Annotated in this window: 2 protein-coding genes; both read left to right on the forward strand. The window is 74.4% G+C overall.

Translation table 11 applies throughout. The features are described 5' to 3' along the window. Positions 1–3,366, forward strand: a 3,366-nt coding sequence (locus ACF089_RS35120; RefSeq protein WP_392036055.1) for an SDR family NAD(P)-dependent oxidoreductase, incomplete at its 5' end; no start/stop codon positions are given. 433 nt (positions 3,367–3,799) lie between these two features. Continuing rightward, complete coding sequence (locus ACF089_RS35125; protein ID WP_392036064.1) at positions 3,800–19,612, forward strand: type I polyketide synthase; 15,813 nt, start codon at positions 3,800–3,802, stop codon at positions 19,610–19,612. Positions 19,613–19,660 lie beyond the last annotated feature (48 nt).

A 19,660-nucleotide genomic window follows, 5' to 3' on the forward strand; every position in this document is an offset into this window, starting at 1 on the left:
GTGGCGGGTGTGGGTGCGGTGGCGTCGGGCGGGCTGGCGTCGGGTGTGGTGACGGGTTCGGTGGTGGGCGGGAAGACGGTGTTCGTGTTCCCGGGGCAGGGTTCGCAGTGGGTGGGTATGGCCGAAGGGCTGTTGGAGGCGTCGCCGGAGTTCGCGGCGCGGGTGGGGGAGTGCGCCAAGGCGCTGGAGCCGTTCACGGACTGGTCGCTGGTGGATGTGCTGCGGGGTGCGGAGGGTGCGCCGTCGCTGGATCGGGTGGATGTGGTGCAGCCGGCGCTGTTCGCGGTGATGGTGTCGCTGGCGGAGGTGTGGCGGGCGGCGGGTGTGCGTCCGGGTGCGGTGGTGGGTCACTCGCAGGGCGAGATCGCCGCCGCCTGTGTGGCGGGGATTCTCTCCCTGGAGGACGCGGCCCGGGTCGTCGCCCTGCGCAGCCAGGCGATCGGGCGGGTGCTGGCCGGCCTGGGCGGGATGGTGTCGGTGGCTCTGCCGGCGGTACGGGTACGCGAGCTGATCGCGCCGTGGGGCGAGGAGCGGATCTCGGTCGCCGCCGTCAACGGGCCGTCGTCGGTGGTCGTCTCGGGTGAGGTCGGGGCTCTGGAGGAGCTGCTGGCCTCCTGTGAGGCGGACGGGGTGCGGGCGAAGCGGATCGCGGTGGACTACGCCTCCCACTCCGCGCAGGTGGATCTGTTGCGTGAGGAGCTGGCGGAGTTGCTGGCTCCGGTTGTTCCGCGTCGGGCGGAGGTTCCGTTCCTCTCCACGGTGACGGGGGAGTGGGTGGAGGGTCCGGAGCTGGACGGCGGGTACTGGTTCCGGAATCTGCGGCGGACGGTGGAGCTGGAGAACGCGACGCGGACGCTGCTGGAGCAGGGTTTCGGCGTGTTCGTGGAGTCCAGCCCTCATCCGGTGCTGGCGGTCGGTGTGCAGGAGACGGTGGAGGACGCGGGCCGGGAGGCGGCTGTCCTGGGGTCGCTGCGCCGGGGCGAGGGGGGTTTGGAGCGGTTCTGGCATTCGCTCGCTGAGGCGTATGTGCGGGGTGTCTCGGTCGACTGGGGTTCGGTGTTCGCCGGGACGGGGGCCCGCCGGGTCGACCTGCCCACCTACGCCTTTCAGTCGCAGCGGTTCTGGCCGGAGCCCGCTCCCGCGTCCGAGGTCGCGGAGACGCCGGAGAACGCGATCGACGCCCGGTTCTGGGAAGCCGTCGAACGCGAGGACCTCGAGAACCTGGCGGGCACGCTCGCCCTCGGCAGCTCCGACGAGATCGACTCGCTCGGCACGGTCCTTCCCGGCCTCGCCTCCTGGCGTCGGCAGAGCCGCGAGCACTCCACCGTCGACGGCTGGCGCTACCGCGTCACCTGGAAGCGCGTCGCCGACCCCGGGTCCGCCCGTCTCTCGGGCAGCTGGCTGGCCGTCGTGCCCGAGGGTCTCACCGGGGCCGACGAGGAGTGGGCGGGCGCGGTCCTGCGGACGCTCACCGAGCGCGGCGCCCAGATCCGTACCGTCACCGTCCCCGACGGCACGGCCGACCGCGAGCTGCTCGCCGCGCTGGTCACGGCCGAGACGGCAGGGGCGGAACCCGCCGGAGCGCTCTCGCTGCTCGCGCTCGGCGGCGAGAACTCCTTCGCCGCCGAACTCGCCCTGTCCCAGGCGCTCGGCGACACCGGAGTGACCGCTCCCCTGTGGTGCGTCACCCGGGGCGCGGTCGCCGCAGGCCGCGCCGAGCGGGTCACGGCCCCCGCGCAGGCGCTGATCTGGGGCCTCGGACGCGTCGCCTCCATGGAGCAGGGCGGCCGCTGGGGCGGACTGCTCGACCTCCCCGCCGACCTCGACGACCGTACGCTCGAACGCCTCGCGGGCGTCCTCGCGGGCGACGGATCCGAGGACCAGGTCGCGGTGCGCGCCTCCGGGCTCTTCGGCCGGCGGCTGGTGCGGGCCCGGCTCGCGGACACACCGGCCGTACGGGAGTGGAAGCCGACCGGTACGACCCTGGTCACCGGCGGTACGGGTGCGCTCGGCGCGCGGGTCGCGCGCTGGCTCGCGGAGAACGGCGCGGAGCATCTGCTGCTCGCCGGCCGCCGGGGGCCGGACGCGCCCGGCGCGGCGGAACTCAGCGAGGAGCTGACCGCGCTCGGCACGCGGGTCACCGTCGCCGCGTGCGATGTCGGCGACCGCGACGCGGTGGCCGGACTCCTCGCCTCCGTACCGGCCGAGCACCCGCTCACCGCCGTGATCCACGCGGCGGCGGCAGTGGACGACGGAGTCATCGAGACACTGACTCCGGCGCGCGCGGCAGCCGTGCTGCGGGTCAAGGTCGACGGCACCCGGCATCTGCACGAGCTGACCCGCGATCTGGATCTGTCCGCGTTCGTCCTCTTCTCGTCCTTCGCCGCCACCTTCGGCGCGCCGGGACAGGGCAACCAGGCCCCGGGCAACGCGTTCCTGGACGCCTTCGCCGAGCACCGGCGCGCCGCCGGACTCCCCGCGACCTCGGTGGCCTGGGGCCCCTGGGGCAGCGGGGACGGGGACGCAGGCGCCGCGGGCGACCGGATGCGCCGTCACGGCATCCTCGCGATGTCGCCCGAGCGGACCCTCGCCGCGCTCCAGCACGCCCTGGACCGGGACGAGACCGCGCTGACGGTCGCCGACATGGACTGGAAGCGGTTCACGCTCGCCTTCACCGCCGACCGGGACCGGCCGCTGCTGCTCGAACTGCCCGAGGCCCGGCGGATCGTCGAGGACGCGGAGCGGGAGTCCGCCGACGACCTCGCCGGGGGAGCGCCACTCGCCCAGCAGCTCGCCGGGCTGCCCGAGGTCGAGCAGGAGCGGCTCCTCCTCGAACTGGTCCGCACCGCCGTCGCCGCCGTCCTCGGCCACCCCGACCTCTCGTCGGTCGAGGCCGGCCGGGCCTTCAAGGAGATGGGCTTCGACTCGCTGACCTCCGTCGAACTGCGCAACCGGCTCGGCGCGGTGAGCGGGCTGAAGCTCCCCGCCAGCCTGGTCTTCGACCACCCCACCCCGGCCGCCGTCGCCGCGCTCCTGCGCGGCGAGATCGTCCCCGACGCGGCGGCGGGAGGCGCCCCGCTGCTGGAGGAGCTGGACCGGCTCGAAGCCGTACTGGAACGAGGCACCGGCGACAATGTCGTACGCGCCCGGGTGACGATGCGGCTTCAGTCGCTGCTGGCGAGGTGGAACGACAGCGACGACCCGGCGGGTGCGGTGGGCGCGACGGGCGCGGCGGACGGCGCCGGGTTCGCGGCCGGGAGCGGGGACGGATCCCAGGACGGGGTCCTGGACGATGTCGAACAGCTTCAGGACGCGAGCGACGAGGAGCTGTTCGCCTTCATCAACAAGGGACTCGGCCGCGGCTGAACCACCGAGGCGTCATCGGCCGGCCGTCACCGCCTGGCCGATGACGTCGCCGTGGCCACAGCCGTCGCCGTGGCCCTCGCCGCCTTCTTCGCCGTCCCCTCGCATCCATAAACTGATTTCTCGGTGAATGCGCTTATTGACGGCGTGCCTCTGATTGGCCAGGATGGTCAGCCCCCCGGGATATTCGATCGAGGTGTCCCGCCCGCTATGCCCCCGCCGCCCAGGGGGGCGTAGGGGGCGGTTAGGGGTTGTCGGGAGGATTGACCGGCTCATAGCCTGACATGGAGCAGTCGAATTCGATGGGCGAGTGACATGGCTGTTTACCCGATGTAATTCTCGGCTCTGTGCAAACAGTTTTCCGATGCCGTCTGCTGCAAATGGGTGGTTGCGTTAAATGGCGAATGAAGAGACGCTGCGGGACTACCTGAAGCTGGTGACAGCGGATCTGCATCAGACGCGTCAGCGGCTGCGCGACGCCGAGGCGAAGAATCAGGACCCCATCGCGATCGTCGGCATGGGCTGCCGCTACCCGGGCGGAGTGAACTCGCCCGAGGATCTCTGGCGTGTCGTCGCCGACGGCGTCGACGCCATCACGCACTTCCCCGCCGACCGCGGCTGGGACATGGAGACGGTCTACCACCCGGACCCCGAGAACCCCGGCACCAGCTACGCCGACCAGGGCGGATTCGTCCAGGACTTCGCCCGCTTCGACCCCACGCTCTTCGGGATCTCGCCGCGCGAGGCGCTCGCGATGGACCCGCAGCAGCGGCTGCTCCTGGAGACCTCGTGGGAGGCGTTCGAGCGGGCGGGCATCGACCCGACCTCGATGCGCGGCAGGCAGGTCGGCGTCTTCGTCGGCACCAGCAACCACGACTATCTGACCGCCCTGCTCAGCTCCTCCGAGAACGTGGAGGGCTATCTCGGCACCGGCAACGCGGCGAGCGTCGCCTCCGGCCGGCTCTCCTACACCTTCGGCCTCGAAGGCCCCGCCGTCACCGTCGACACCGCCTGCTCCTCCTCCTCGGTCGCTCTCCACCTGGCCGTACAGGCGCTGCGCAACGGCGAGTGCTCCCTCGCGCTCGCGGGCGGGGCCACGCTGATGTCCGCGCCCGGCACCTTCATCGACTACAGCAAGCAGCGCGGACTCGCCACCGACGGCCGCTGCAAGGCGTTCTCGCCGGACGCCGACGGCTTCAGCCTCGCCGAGGGCGTGGGCATCCTGCTGGTCGAGCGGCTCTCCGACGCCCGCCGCAAGGGCCACCCGGTCCTCGCGGTCGTCCGGGGCACGGCGGTGAACCAGGACGGCGCGTCCAACGGACTCACCGCGCCCAACGGCCCCTCCCAGCAGCGGGTCATCCTTCAGGCGCTGTCCAACGCCCGGCTCACCCCCGCCCAGATCGACGCCGTCGAGGCGCACGGCACCGGCACCGGGCTCGGCGACCCCATCGAGGCGCAGGCCGTCATCGCCACCTACGGCCAGGACCGCCCCGACGGCCGGCCGCTGTGGCTGGGCTCGCTCAAGACCAACATCGGCCACGCCCAGGCCGCCGCCGGTGTCGCCGGTGTCATCAAGAGCGTCATGGCGATGCGCCACGGCGTCCTCCCGCGCACCCTGCACGTGGACGAGCCGACCCCGCACGTGGACTGGTCGGCGGGCGAGGTGTCGCTGCTCACCGAGGCGCGGCCCTGGCCCCGGGGCGACCAGCCGCGCCGTATCGGCGTCTCGTCGTTCGGCATGAGCGGCACCAACGCCCACATCATCCTGGAGGCGGCTCCCGAAGCGGCGCTCGACACGGCCGCCGATCGGCCCGCCGGAGCCGGAGCCGGAGCCGATTCCGAGGCAGGCGCAGCCGGGGCGGCCGAGGCCGGGCGGGCGCCTCTGCCCGTCGTCCTCTCCGGCAGGACCGAGGCCGCCCTGCGCGCCCAGGCCGCCGCGCTGCACACCCATGTCACCGCCCACCCCGAACTCGGCACCGCCGACCTCGCCTTCTCCCAGGCCCTCACCCGCGCCGCCCTGGACCGCCGCGCCGCGGTCGTCGCCGACAGCCGCGACAGCCTGCTCGCCGGGCTCGCCGCGCTGGCGGAGGGGCTCACCGACGCGGATGTGGTCGAAGGCAGCGCCACCGGGGGGAAGCTGGCGTTCCTGTTCACCGGTCAGGGCAGCCAGCGGGCGGGGATGGGTGCCGAGCTGTACGAGGCGTATCCCGTTTTCGCGGCTGCGCTGGACGAGGTGTGCGCCGGTTTCGATCTGCCGTTGAAGGAAGCGCTGTTCTCTTCCGAGAGCGGTGCTCTCGACGAGACCGCCTACACCCAGCCCGCGCTGTTCGCGATCGAGGTCGCCCTCTTCCGGCTCCTCGAAGCGTGGGGTGTACGGCCCGACTTTCTGTCCGGTCATTCGATCGGTGAGATCGCGGCCGCACATGTCGCCGGTGTGTTTTCTCTCCAGGACGCCTGCACGCTGGTCGCCGCGCGTGGCCGTCTGATGCAGGCGCTGCCTACCGGTGGCGTGATGATCGCGCTCCAGGCCGCCGAGGAGGAGATCCTTCCGCTGCTGACCGATCGGGTGAGCATCGCCGCGATCAACGGCCCCCGGTCGGTCGTCATCGCCGGTGACGAGGACGCCGCCCTCGCGGTCCTCGACCACTTCGCGGACCGCAAGTCCAAGCGTCTGACGGTCAGCCACGCGTTCCACTCGCCCCACATGGACGGCATGCTCGACGCCTTCCGCGAGGTCGCCGAGGGTCTCTCGTACGAGACGCCCCGCATCCCGGTGGTCTCCAACCTCACCGGCGCGCTCGTCACCGACGAGATGTCGTCGCCCGACTTCTGGGTCCGGCACGTCCGCGAGGCCGTCCGCTTCCTGGACGGCGTCCGCTGGCTGGAGAGCCGGGGCGTCACCTCGTACATGGAACTCGGCCCCGGCGGCGTTCTCTCCGCCCTCGGCCAGGAGTGCCTGACCGCCACCGGCCCCCGCGCCGCGGCCTTCCTCCCCGCGCTGCGCGCCGGCCGCTCCGAGAGCCGGTCGCTGAACGCGGCCGTCGCGGGCGCCCATGTCCGCGGCCACTCCCCGGACTGGCAGGCCCGATTCGCCGGCGCCGGGGCCCGCCGCGTCGAGCTGCCCACGTACGCCTTCCAGCGCGAGCTGTACTGGCCCCGCGATCCGTTCACCGATCTGACGGGACCGGCCGAGGGCGGCGAACTCAGCGCGACGGACGCCAGGTTCTGGGAGGTCGTCGACAGCGAGGACCTGGCGGCGCTCGCCGAGACGCTCGGCGTCGACGGGGAGCAGCCGCTGAGCAGCGTGCTGCCCGCGCTCTCCGCCTGGCACCGCCGCAACCGCGACCGGGACACCGTCGACGGCTGGCGGTACCGGATCAGCTGGAAGCCGCTCACGGACACCGCCCCCGCGCCCCTCGCGGGCGCCTGGCTGCTGGTCGTGCCCGAGGCGCACGCCGGCGAGCCCTGGGCCGTGGCCGCCGAGCGGGCCCTGACCGGGCGCGGCGTCACCGTACGCACCCTTGTGCTCGACGCGGCCCACAGCGACCGGGCCGCCACCGCCCTGCGGATCTCCGAGACCCTGGCGGACCTCGAAGCGCCTGCGGGCACGTCCGACGACGTGCCCGGTGACCTGCCCGCGGGAGCCCTCGCCGGAGTGCTCTCCCTGCTCGCGCTGGACGAGCGGCCCCACGCGGGGGACCAGGCGCCGGCCGCCGGGCTCGCCGCGACCACCGCCCTCGTCCAGGCGCTCGGCGACGCAGGTGTGACCGCGCCGCTGTGGTCCGCCACCCGGGGCGCGGTCTCCACCTGCCGCTCCGACCGGCTCACCAGCGTCACCCAGGCGCAGGTCTGGGGCCTCGGCCGCACCGCCGCCCTCGAACTCCCCGACCGCTGGGGCGGCCTCGTCGACCTGCCGCCGAGCCCCGACGAGCGGGCCGCCGCACGGCTCGCCGACATCCTCGGCGGCCTCGGGTCCGAGGACCAGCTCGCCATCCGCTCCAACGGCGTCTTCGTCCGCAGGCTCGTCCGCGCCCCGCGCGAGCAGCGCCCCGACACCGAGTGGACCACCACCGGCACCGCGCTGGTCACCGGCGGCACCGGAGCGCTCGGCCGGCACCTCGCCCGCCGGCTCGCCCGGGCCGGAGTCCCCCGGCTGCTGCTGGTCAGCAGAAGCGGCCCGGACGCCGAAGGCACGGACGAACTCGCCGCCGAACTGCGCGAGCTGGGCGCCGAGGTCACCTTCGCGGCCTGCGACGTCGCCGACCGCGACGCGGTCGCCGCGCTCCTCGCCTCCGTCCCGGCCGAACACCCGCTGACCGCCGTCGTCCACGCCGCGGGCGTCCTCGACGACGGCGTGCTGGACGCGCAGAGCCCGGAGCGTCTCGCCCGGGTCCTCCGCCCCAAGGCGTACGCGGCGCACATCCTGCACGAGCTGACCCGCGGCCTGGACCTGGACGCCTTCGTCCTCTTCTCGTCCGTCGCCGCCGTCTTCGGCGCGGCCGGGCAGGCCAACTACGCGGCCGCCAACGCCCATCTGGACGCCCTCGCCGAGCAGCGCCGCGCCGACGGACTGCCCGCCACCGTGATCTCCTGGGGCGCCTGGGCCGACGGCGGCATGGCCACCGACGGGCTCGTCGCCGAGCGCCTCCGGCACGCCGGGCTGCCCGCCCTCGCGCCCGACCAGGCCCTTTCCGCGCTGCACCTGGCGCTGGCTCTGGACGAGACCGCGTCCGTCGTCGCCGACATCGACTGGGCGCGGCTGGCCCCGGGCCTCAGCGCCGTACGCCCCTGCCCGCTCATCGCCGACCTCCCCGAAGCCGTCCACGCGCTCGACTCGGCGAAGGAGACCGCCGCCGTCGTCGTCCTCGCCGGGGCCGCCGACACCTTCGCCGGGCAGCTGGCCGAGGCCCCGGCGGGCGACCGCGACCGGCTCGCGCTGGAGTTCGTGCGCACCCAGGTCGCCGTGGTGCTCGGCCACGGCGGACCGGCGTCGGTCGACCCCGGCAGCGCCTTCCGGGACCTCGGCTTCGACTCGCTGACCGCCGTGGAGATCCGCAATCTCCTCACCGCCCGGACCGGTCTGCCGCTCCCGGCCACCCTGATCTTCGACTACCCCAACTCCCTCGCCCTGGCCGCCTTCCTCCAGGACGAACTGCTCGGCGCGGACGCGGTCGGCGCGGCCTCGCGCACCCCCTCGGCGGGCGATCCGGCCGCCGCCGACGACCCCATCGCGATCGTGGCGATGAGCTGCCGCTTCCCCGGCGGGGTGGAGAGCCCGGAAGACCTCTGGCAGCTCCTCGTCAACGGCCGGGACGCGATCACCGGCTTCCCCGCCGACCGGGGATGGGACCTGGACGGGCTGTACGACCCCGAGGCCGCCGCCGACAACACCAGCTATGTCCGCGAAGGCGGCTTCCTCGCCGACGCCACCGACTTCGACCCCGCGTTCTTCGGGATCTCGCCGCGCGAGGCGCTGGCCATGGACCCGCAGCAGCGGCTGCTCCTGGAGACCTCCTGGGAGGCGTTCGAGCGGGCCGGCATCGACCCGGCCGCCGTGCGCGGCGAGCGCGTCGGCGTCTTCACCGGCACCAACGGGCAGGACTATCTCAACGTCATCCTCGCCGCCCCCGACGGCGTCGAGGGCTTCCTCGGCACCGGCAACGCGGCGAGCGTCGTCTCCGGCCGCATCAGCTACGTCCTCGGCCTGGAGGGCCCGGCGGTCACCGTCGACACCGCCTGCTCGTCGTCGCTGGTCGCCCTGCACTGGGCGATCCAGGCCCTGCGCCAGGGCGAGTGCACCATGGCGCTCGCGGGCGGTGTGACCGTCATGTCCACGCCTGCCTCCTTCATCGACTTCAGCCGTCAGCGCGGTCTCGCGGAGGACGGCCGGATCAAGGCGTTCGCCGCAGGTGCGGACGGTACGGGCTGGGGCGAGGGCGTCGGCATGCTGCTCGTGGAGCGGCTCTCGGACGCGCGCCGCAACGGCCACCCGGTCCTCGCCGTGGTGCGCGGCTCGGCGGTCAACCAGGACGGCGCGTCCAACGGACTCACCGCCCCCAACGGTCCGTCGCAGCAGCGGGTGATCCGTCAGGCGCTGGCGGGCGCCGGGCTCGCGGCGACCGATGTGGACGCGGTGGAGGCGCACGGTACGGGCACGAGGCTCGGCGACCCGATCGAGGCCCAGGCGCTCCTCGCGACGTACGGCCAGGACCGTCCCGCCGATCAGCCGCTGCTGCTGGGCTCCATCAAGTCCAACATCGGGCACACCCAGGCGGCGGCCGGTGTCGCCGGTCTGATGAAGATGGTGCTGGCGATGCGGCACGGAGTGCTGCCGCCGACCCTGCACGTGGACGAGCCGACCCCGCACGTGGACTGGACGGCGGGCGACATCGCGCTGCTGACCGAGCCTGTGGAGTGGCCGGAGACCGGGCGTCCGCGCCGGGCCGGCGTCTCGTCCTTCGGCATCTCGGGCACCAACGCCCATACCATCATCGAGCAGGCCCCCGAGCCCGAGCCGTCTTCCGGCCCCGAGGCTCCGGAGCGGGCCGGGGGCGCGCTTCCCTGGCTGCTCTCCGCCAAGGACCCCGAGGCCCTGCGCGACCAGGCCCGCCGCCTCCACGCCCACGCGACGGCGCACCCCGAGCTGAGCCCCGCCGACCTGGGGCTCTCCCTGGCCGTCGGCCGCTCGGCGTTCGAGCACCGGGCCGCCGTGGTCGCCGCCGGCCGGGAGACCCTGCTCGCCGGTCTGACGACCCTCGCCGAGGGCGGCTCCACCGCCGGCGTGATCGAAGGCGCGCCCGTCGCCGGGAAGCTGGCGTTCCTGTTCACGGGCCAGGGGAGTCAGCGGCCGGGGATGGGCGCCGAGCTGTACGAGGCGTATCCGGTCTTCGCCGACGCGCTGGACGCGGTCTGCGCGCATCTGGACGCGGATCTCGACATGCCGCTGAAGCAAGCGCTGTTCTCTTCCGAGAGCGGTGCTCTCGACGAGACCGCCTACACCCAGCCGGCGCTGTTCGCGGTCGAGGTGGCGCTGTTCCGGCTCCTCGAAGCCTGGGGCGTGCGACCGGACTTCGTGGCGGGTCACTCCATCGGTGAGATCGCGGCCGCGCATGTCGCCGGGGTGCTTTCTCTCCAGGACGCCTGCACGCTGGTCGCCGCGCGCGGCCGCCTGATGCAGGCGCTGCCGACCGGTGGCGTGATGATCGCTGTTCAGGCGTCGGAGGACGAGGTGCTGCCTCACCTCACCGACCGGGTGAGCATCGCAGCGGTCAACGGCCCGCAGTCGGTCGTCATCGCGGGCGACGAGGACGCGGCCCTGGCGGTCGTCGCCCACTTCGCCGAGCGCAAGACCAAGCGCCTGACCGTGAGCCACGCCTTCCACTCGCCCCACATGGACGGCATGCTCGACGCCTTCCGCGAGGTCGCCGAGGGTCTCTCGTACCAGGCCCCGTCCATCCCGGTCGTCTCCAACCTGACCGGCACGCTGGTCACCGACGAGATGACCTCGCCCGGCTTCTGGGTCCGCCATGTCCGCGAGGCCGTCCGCTTCCTGGACGGCGTGCGCGCCCTGGAGGCCGCCGGGGTCACCTCGTACGTCGAACTCGGCCCGGACGGGATCCTCTCCGCCCTCGCCCAGGAGTGCGTCACCGAGGCCGGAGTCTTCATCCCCGTACTCCGCGCCGGCCGCCCGGAGGCCGAGACGGTCGCCGCCGCGCTCGCCCGTGCGCAGGTGCACGGGGTCGCCGTCGACTGGGAGGCGTTCTACGCCGGCACCGGGGCACGGCGCGTGGAGCTGCCGACGTACGCCTTCCAGCGCACGCGCCACTGGCCCGCCATCTCCTCCTTCTACCTCGGCGACGTCGAGGCGATCGGCCTCGACGACACCGCGCACCCGCTGCTCAGCGCCGGTGTCGCGCTGCCCGAGTCCGACGGCATGGTGTTCGCCGGGCGGCTCGCGCTCGCCACCCACCCCTGGCTCGCCGACCACGCCGTCCTGGGCAGCGTCCTGCTCCCCGGCACGGCGTTCGTCGAACTCGCCACCCGCGCCGGCGATCAGCTCGGCTGCGACTATCTGGAGGAACTGACCCTCGAAGCGCCGCTCGTGCTGCCCGAGCACGGCGGAGTGCAGCTGCGCGTCTGGGCGGGCGCTGTCGACGAGGCCGGACGGCGTCCGCTCGCCCTGCACTCCCGGCCCGAGGGACAGCCGGCCGAAGAGCCGTGGACCCGTCACGCCAGCGGGGTGCTCGCCGAAGGAGGCCGGCCCCCGGCCGACTTCGACCTGACGGCCTGGCCGCCCGCCGACGCCGACCCGATCGGTCTCGACGGACGCTACGACGACCTCGACGGCATCGGCTTCGCCTACGGGCCCACCTTCCGGGGCCTGCACACCGCCTGGCAGCGCGACGGCGAGATCTACGCCGAGGTCAGGCTGCCCGAGGGCGCCGAGGACGAGGCCCGGCGATTCGGTCTGCACCCGGCCCTGCTCGACGCGGCGCTGCACGCCATCGGTCTCGGCGGCGTCGGCGCGGACGACGGCCGGGGACGGCTGCCGTTCGCCTGGACCGGAGTCTCGCTGCACGCCGGAGGGGCCTCCGCCCTGCGCGTCCGGCTGATCCCGGCCGGCGCCGAAGGCGTCCGCCTGGAGATCGCGGACGCCTCGGGCGCACCCGTCGCCGCCGTCGAATCCCTCGGCCTGCGCCCGGTCACCGCCGACCAGCTCCGAGCGGCGCGCGCCACGTACCACGAGTCCGTCTTCCGCCAGCGGTGGACCGAGCTGCCCGGGCTCGGATCTCCGGCCGGTGCGCCGGAGATCCGGTACGCCGTCGTCGGGGACGGGGACCCCGGCGGTCTCGGCCTCGCCGCCGACCGCTACCCGGATCTCGCGGCCCTGGCCACGGCTCTCGACGCCGGGACCGCCGCACCGGACGAGGTCTTCGTCGCCCTCGCGCCCGGCGGGACCCTCCCGGCCGGGACGGGCGTCCCGTCCGAAGGCGCGAGCCCTTCGGACGCCGCTCGGGCGGTGCACAGCACCGCGCACCAGGCGCTCGCGCTCGTCCAGAGCTGGCTCTCCGACGAACGGTTCGCCGCCTCCCGGCTGGTGCTCGTCACCCGGGGCGCGACCGCCGCCGGACCGGACGGCGATGTGAGCGATCTGGCCGCGGCCGCCGTATGGGGTCTCCTGCGGTCCGCGCAGACCGAGAACCCCGGCCGGATCGCGCTCGCCGACCTCGGCCCCGCCGCCGACACCGAAAGCGCCGACCGGACCGGTCAGGCCCTGCGGGCCGCGCTCACCTCGGACGAGGAGCGGTTCGCGCTGCGGGCCGGCGCTGTCCTCGTACCGCGCCTGGCCCGGATCGAGACCAGGACGGACCAGGACCAGGACAAGAAGAAGGACGAGAACAAGGACGAGAACAAGGACGAGAGCGGGCACCGGGACCAGAGCGCGGGCCGGGATCAGCAGCGGGCCCAGGCCCTGGGCCGCTCCCGCCGCGTCCCCGCCTTCGGGCCCGGCGGCACCGTACTGATCACCGGTGCGACCGGCGCGCTCGGCGGTCTCATCGCCCGGCACCTCGTCGCCGAGCACGGCGTGGAGCGCCTGCTCCTCGTCGCTCGGCGCGGCGCGGACGCCCCGGGCGCGGCCGAACTCGTCGCCGAACTGGCCGAGTCGGGCGCGCACGCCGTCTGGGCGGCCTGCGACGTGGCCGACCGGGACGCGCTCGCCGCCGTACTCGCGGCGATTCCCGCCGAGCACCCGCTGACCGCCGTCGTCCACACCGCGGGCGTCCTCGACGACGGGATCGTCACCTCCCTGACCGCCGAGCGGCTCTCCACCGTGCTGCGCCCGAAGGTCGACGCCGCCCTCCATCTCCATGAACTCACGCGGGAGCTGGACCTCTCGGCGTTCGTCCTGTTCTCCTCCACCTCCGGCGTCTTCGGCGGTCCGGGGCAGGGCAACTACGCGGCCGCCAACTCCTTCCTGGACGCCCTCGCCCAGCACCGCCGCGCCCGCGGTCTCCCCGCGACCGCGACGGCCTGGGGCCTGTGGTCCGTCGCCGACGGCATGGCCGGAGCGCTGGACGCGGCCGACGTCAACCGCATGCGCCGGGCCGGGCTGCCGCCGCTGACCGCCGCCGAGGGCCTCGAACTGTTCGACATCGCCGTCGGACTGGACGAGGCCGCCCCCGCCCTCATGCGGATCGACACCGAGGCCCTGCGCGCCCAGGCCGCGACCGGCGCCCTCGCACCGCTGCTGCGGGGACTCGTCCGGGGCGTGGCCCGGCGGACCGTCGACGCCTCGGCCGCCGCCGGCGCGGCCACCACCGAGCTGCGCGGCCGGCTGGCCGGCCTCGCCCCCGCCGAACAGGACCGGACCCTGCTCGATCTGGTCCGTGCCCAGGTCGCGGCCGTCCTCGGACACGCGGGGCCCGGCGCGGTCGAGTCGGGCCGGGCGTTCAAGGAGCTGGGCTTCGACTCGCTGACCGCCGTCGAGCTGCGCAACCGGCTGAACGCCGCCACCGCGCTGCGGCTGCCCGCGACCCTCATCTTCGACTATCCGGACCCCACCGTCCTCGCCCGGCATCTGCGCGCCGAACTGGTCGGCGACGACGCCCCGGCCGCCGTGACCGAGTCGTCGGCGGCCGCCCCGGCCGACGAGCCCATCGCGATCGTCGCGATGAGCTGCCGCTATCCGGGCGGCGTCCGCACCCCCGAGGATCTGTGGCGGCTCCTGACGGCGGGCGAGGACGGCATCACCCGGCTCCCGGAGAACCGGGGCTGGGACACCGAGGCGCTGTACGACCCCGACCCGGAGAGCCAGGGCACCAGCTACGCCCGCGAGGGCGGCTTCCTGCACGACGCGGCCGAGTTCGACGCCGACTTCTTCGGGATCTCGCCGCGCGAGGCGCTCGCGATGGACCCGCAGCAGCGGCTGCTCCTGGAGACCTCGTGGGAGGCGTTCGAGCGGGCCGGGATCGACCCGGCGTCCGTGCGCGGCAGCCGCACCGGCGTCTTCGCCGGAGTCATGTACCACGACTACGGCGCACGGCTGCGCGCCGTGCCCGACGGGGTCGAGGGCTATCTCGGCACCGGCAGCTCCAGCAGCATCGTGTCGGGCCGGGTCGCCTACACCTTCGGTCTCGAAGGACCGGCGGTCACCGTCGACACCGCCTGTTCGTCGTCGCTGGTCGCCCTGCACCTCGCCGCCCAGGCGCTCCGCAACGGCGAGTGCTCGCTGGCGCTCGCGGGCGGAGTCACCGTGATGTTCACGCCCGGCACCTTCATCGAGTTCAGCCGTCAGCGCGGGCTCGCCGCCGACGGACGCTGCAAGTCCTTCGCGGCCGCCGCCGACGGCACCGGCTGGGGCGAGGGCGCGGGCATGCTCCTGCTGGAGCGGCTCTCCGACGCCCGCAGGAACGGCCACCAGGTCCTGGCCGTCGTCCGCGGCTCGGCCGTCAACCAGGACGGTGCGTCCAATGGTCTGACGGCTCCGAACGGTCCGTCGCAGCAGCGGGTGATCCGTCAGGCGCTCGCGGGCGCCGGTCTGTCCGCCGCCGACGTGGACGCGGTGGAGGCGCACGGCACGGGCACGAGGCTCGGCGACCCGATCGAGGCACAGGCGCTCCTCGCCACCTACGGCCGGGAGCGCGCCGACGAGCGTCCGCTGCTGCTCGGCTCGGTGAAGTCCAACCTCGGCCACACCCAGGCCGCGTCGGGTGTCGCGGGCGTCATCAAGATGGTGCTGTCGATGCGGCACGGGGTGCTCCCGAAGACCCTGCACGTGGACGAGCCGACCCCGCACGTCGACTGGTCGGCGGGCGCGGTGTCGCTGCTCACCGAGGCCACGCCGTGGCCGGAGGCCGGCCGCCCGCGCCGGGCCGGCGTCTCCTCGTTCGGCATCTCCGGCACCAACGCGCACGCCATCCTCGAACAGGCCCCGGCACCGGCGACGCCCGGCCCCGCCCCGTCGACCGCCCAGCCACAGGCCCCTGCGGCCGCCGAGCCCGGGCCCGTCGGCGCCGAGCCGCAGGCCCCCGCGACCGCCGAGCCGTCGCCCGTACAGCCCGTCGTCCCCCTGGTCGTATCGGCCCGGGGCGAGGACGCGCTGCGCGCCCAGGCCCGCCGCCTCCACGCCCATGTCCACGCCGACCCGGCCCTGAGCCTCGCCGACCTCGGTCTCTCCCTCGCCACCACCCGCTCGGCCCTGGACCAGCGCGCCGCGCTGATCGCCGGGGACCGTACGGATCTGCTGCGCGGCCTGGACGCCCTCGCGCGCGGCGAGGACACGCCCGGACTGCTGCGCGGGACCGCCCGCGACAGCCGGACGGCGTTCCTCTTCACCGGCCAGGGCAGCCAGCGACCCGGCATGGGCCGTGGGCTGTACGAGGCGTATCCCGCCTTCGCCACCGCCCTGGACGAGGTCTGCGCGGAGCTGGACCGGCATCTCGACCAGCCCCTGAAGGCCCTGCTGTTCGCGTCCGACGGCGCGCCCCTGGACGAGACCCGCTTCACCCAGCCCGCGCTGTTCGCCGTCGAGGTGGCCCTCTTCCGGCTGCTGGAGAGCTGGGGCGTACGCCCCGACCTGCTCTCCGGCCACTCCATCGGCGAGATCGCGGCCGCGCACGTGGCCGGGGTGTTCTCCCTCCAGGACGCCTGCGAACTGGTGGCCGCCCGAGGCCGTCTGATGCAGGCCCTCCCGACCGGCGGGGTGATGATCGCGGTCCAGGCGTCCGAGGAGGAAGTCCTTCCGCTGCTGACCGAGCGGGTCAGCGTCGCCGCCGTCAACGGTCCGCGATCGGTCGTCGTCGCGGGCGACGAGGACGCGGCCCTGGCGGTCGTCGCCCACTTCACCGACCGCAAGACCAAGCGGCTCACGGTGAGCCACGCGTTCCACTCGCCGCACATGGACGGCATGCTCGCCGACTTCCGCAAGGTCGCCGAGGGACTCACGTACGCCGAGCCGGCCGTCCCCGTCGTCTCGAATCTGAGCGGCGCGATCGTCACCGACGAGATGTCGAACGCAGACTTCTGGGTCCGGCACGTCCGCGAGGGCGTCCGCTTTCTGGACGGCGTACGCGCTCTCGAAGCCGCCGGGGTCACCTCGTACCTGGAACTCGGCCCGGACGGAATCCTCTCCGCCCTCGCGCAGGAGTGCGTCGCCGAGGACGGCGCCGTGTTCCTGCCGGTGCTGAGGAACGACAGGCCCGAGGCCGAGACCGTCACCGCCGCGCTCGCCCACGCGCACACCCTCGGCACCGCCGTCGACTGGAACGCGTACTTCGCCGGCGCCCGGCCGGTGGAGCTGCCCACCTACGCCTTCCAGCGCAAGCGCTACTGGCTCGACGTCGGCCTGTCGGCCGAGGACGTGGCGGCGGCGGGGCTGGAGACCGCCGACCACCCGCTGCTGGGCGCGACCGTCGCCCTGCCCGCCTCCGACGGACTGGTCCTCACCGGACGCCTCGCTCTCACCACCCACCCCTGGCTGGCCGACCACACCGTCATGGACACCGTGGTGCTGCCCGGCACCGCCTTCGTCGAGCTGGCGCTGCGGGCGGGCGGGGAATGCGGCTGCGACACGGTCGAGGAACTGACCATCGAGTCGCCGCTCACCCTGCCCGCGAAGGGCTCCGTCCAGCTCCAGCTGGCCGTGGCGGCCGCCGACGACACCGGACGGCGCACCCTGACCCTGCACTCCCGCCGCGCGGACGCCCCGGCCGGCGAACCGTGGACGCGACACGCCGCCGGCGTCCTCGCGCCGACGGCCCCCGCCCCCGCCCCCGCCTTCGACCTCTCGGAATGGCCCCCGGCCGGAGCCGAACCGGTGTCCACCGACGCCTTCTACCCGGGCGCGGCGGCCGCCGGACTCGACTACGGACCGGCGTTCCAGGGCCTGCGAGCCGCCTGGCGGCGCGACGGCGAACTCTTCGCCGAGATCGCCCTCGACGAGGAGCACGCGAGCGAGGCCGCCGCCTACGGAGTCCACCCCGCCCTGCTCGACGCCGCCCTCCACGCCATCGGCCTCGGAGCGCCCGGCGACACACCCGCCGAAGGAGCCAGGCTGCCCTTCGCCTGGACCGGCGTACGGCTCCACGCGTCCGGCGCGGACCGGATACGCGTCCGGCTCACCGCCGCCGACTCCGGGGGAGTGACCCTGGAGGCGGCCGACTCCACCGGAGCCCCGGTGGCCACCGTCGGCTCCCTCGTGCTGCGCCCGCTCTCGGCCCAGCGGTTCGACGACGGCCGATCCGCCCACCACGAGTCCCTGTTCGGCGTGGAGTGGACCAGAACACCGCTCGCCCCCGGAAGCGTCCCGTCCGGCGAGCGCTGGGCGGTGCTCGGCGAGGACGCGCCGGACCTGCGGATCGCCGGTGAGCGGCTCGCCGCGTACCCGGACCTCACCGCCCTCCGCGACGCGCTGACGGCCGGGGCGTCCGCGCCCGACGTCGTCTTCCTCGACGGCCTCGCGCGGCCCGCCGACCCCGGCGCCGATCTGCCCGCCACCGCCAGGGCCGCCGCCCACCACGCCCTCGCCCTCCTCCAGGAATGGCTGGCGGACGAACGGCTCGACGGCTCACGCCTCGTCCTCCTCACCCGGGGCGCGGTCGCGGCCGCCCCGGGCGAACGGCTCACGGATCCGGCCCTCGCCCCCGTATGGGGCCTGGTGCGCTCCGCCCAGTCCGAGAACCCCGGCCGGTTCGTGCTCGCCGACACCGACGGCGCCGAGTCCTCCTTCGGGGCGCTGGCCGCCGCGCTGGCGACCGACGAGCCCCAGTTCGCGCTGCGGTCCGGCGAGGCCCACGTCTTCCGGCTGCGCCGCGTCGCCCGTACGGAGCCGGAGTCCGCCCCCGCCTCGGACGGATCGGCCAGCTCGGAGGGCTCGGACGCCTCACCCGTATCGCCGTACGGCGTGGACGGCACGGTGCTGGTCACGGGTGCGAGCGGGACGCTGGGCGGGCTGGTGGCGCGTCATCTGGTCGCTGAGCGCGGGGTGCGGAACGTACTGCTGCTGAGCCGTCGTGGCGAGCGGGCTCCGGGCGCGGCCGAACTGGCGCGTGAGCTGGGTGAGTCGGGGGCCCGGGTGACCTGGGCGGCGTGTGACGCGGCCGACCGGGACGCGCTGGAGGCCGTACTCGCCGCCGTCCCCGAGGACCGTCCGCTGACCGCCGTCGTGCACACCGCCGGAGTCCTCGACGACGGCATCCTCGAATCCCTCACCCCCGAACGCCTCGACACCGTCCTGCGCCCCAAGCTCGACGCCGCCTGGAACCTCCACCGGCTCACCGGGGACCTGCCGCTCTCCGCCTTCGTGCTCTTCTCGTCCGTCGCCGCCGGCTTCGGCGCGCCGGGCCAGGGCAACTACGCGGCGGCCAACGCCTTCCTGGACGCCCTCGCCCAGCACCGGCGGGCCATGGGGCTCCCCGGCCAGTCGCTGGCCTGGGGCCTGTGGGCCACCGAGGACGGCATGGCGGGCGCGCTCGCCGACGCCGACCTGAGCAGGATGGCCCGCTCCGGAGTGGCCGGCCTCGCACCCGACGAGGGACTGGCCCTGTTCGACGCCTCCCACGCGCTGGACGAGGCCGTCCTCGCGCCCATGAGGATCGAACCGGCCGCCCTGCGCGCCCAGGCCGCGGACGGCACCCTCCCGCCGCTGCTGCGCGGAATCGTCCGTACGCCCGTACGCCGGGCCGCCGAATCCGGAACCCGCGGCGGAGCGCACTCCGGCGCGCGGACCGCCGGCTCCCTGGCCGAAAGTCTGGCGGGCCTCAGCCCCGCCGAGCGCGAACAGGCCGTCACGGAACTGGTCCGCACCCAGGTCGCGGCCGTACTCGGCTATCAGGGACCGGACGACGTCGACGCCGGGCGGGGCTTCCTCGACCTGGGCTTCGACTCGCTGACGGCGGTCGATCTGCGCAACCGGCTCACGGCGAGCGCCGGGCTCCGGCTGCCCGTCACGCTGATCTTCGACTATCCCTCGCCCGCCGCGCTCGCCTCCTACCTGGGCGAACGGCTCGGCCAGGACGATACGGCCCGCCGGCCCGTCCACACCGAACTCGACAAGCTCGAAACCATGCTCGCGGCCGTCGGCCCCGACGACGTGGACCGCGCGGGCATCACCGCCCGGCTGCGCGACCTTCTGGCGAAGTGGAATGAAACGCACAGTGCACAGGACAGCGCGGCCGGCGAGCGGGAAATCCAGTCCGCGACGGCGGACGAGATCTTCGATCTCCTCGATGAGGAGCTGGGACTCTCCTGACCCGGGCCGGGGCCGATACCGGGCCCGGGCCGTGAGGCCCGGACCCGG

Source organism: Streptomyces sp. NPDC014894 (assembly GCF_043080985.1).
Classification (GTDB): Bacteria; Actinomycetota; Actinomycetes; order Streptomycetales; family Streptomycetaceae; genus Streptomyces.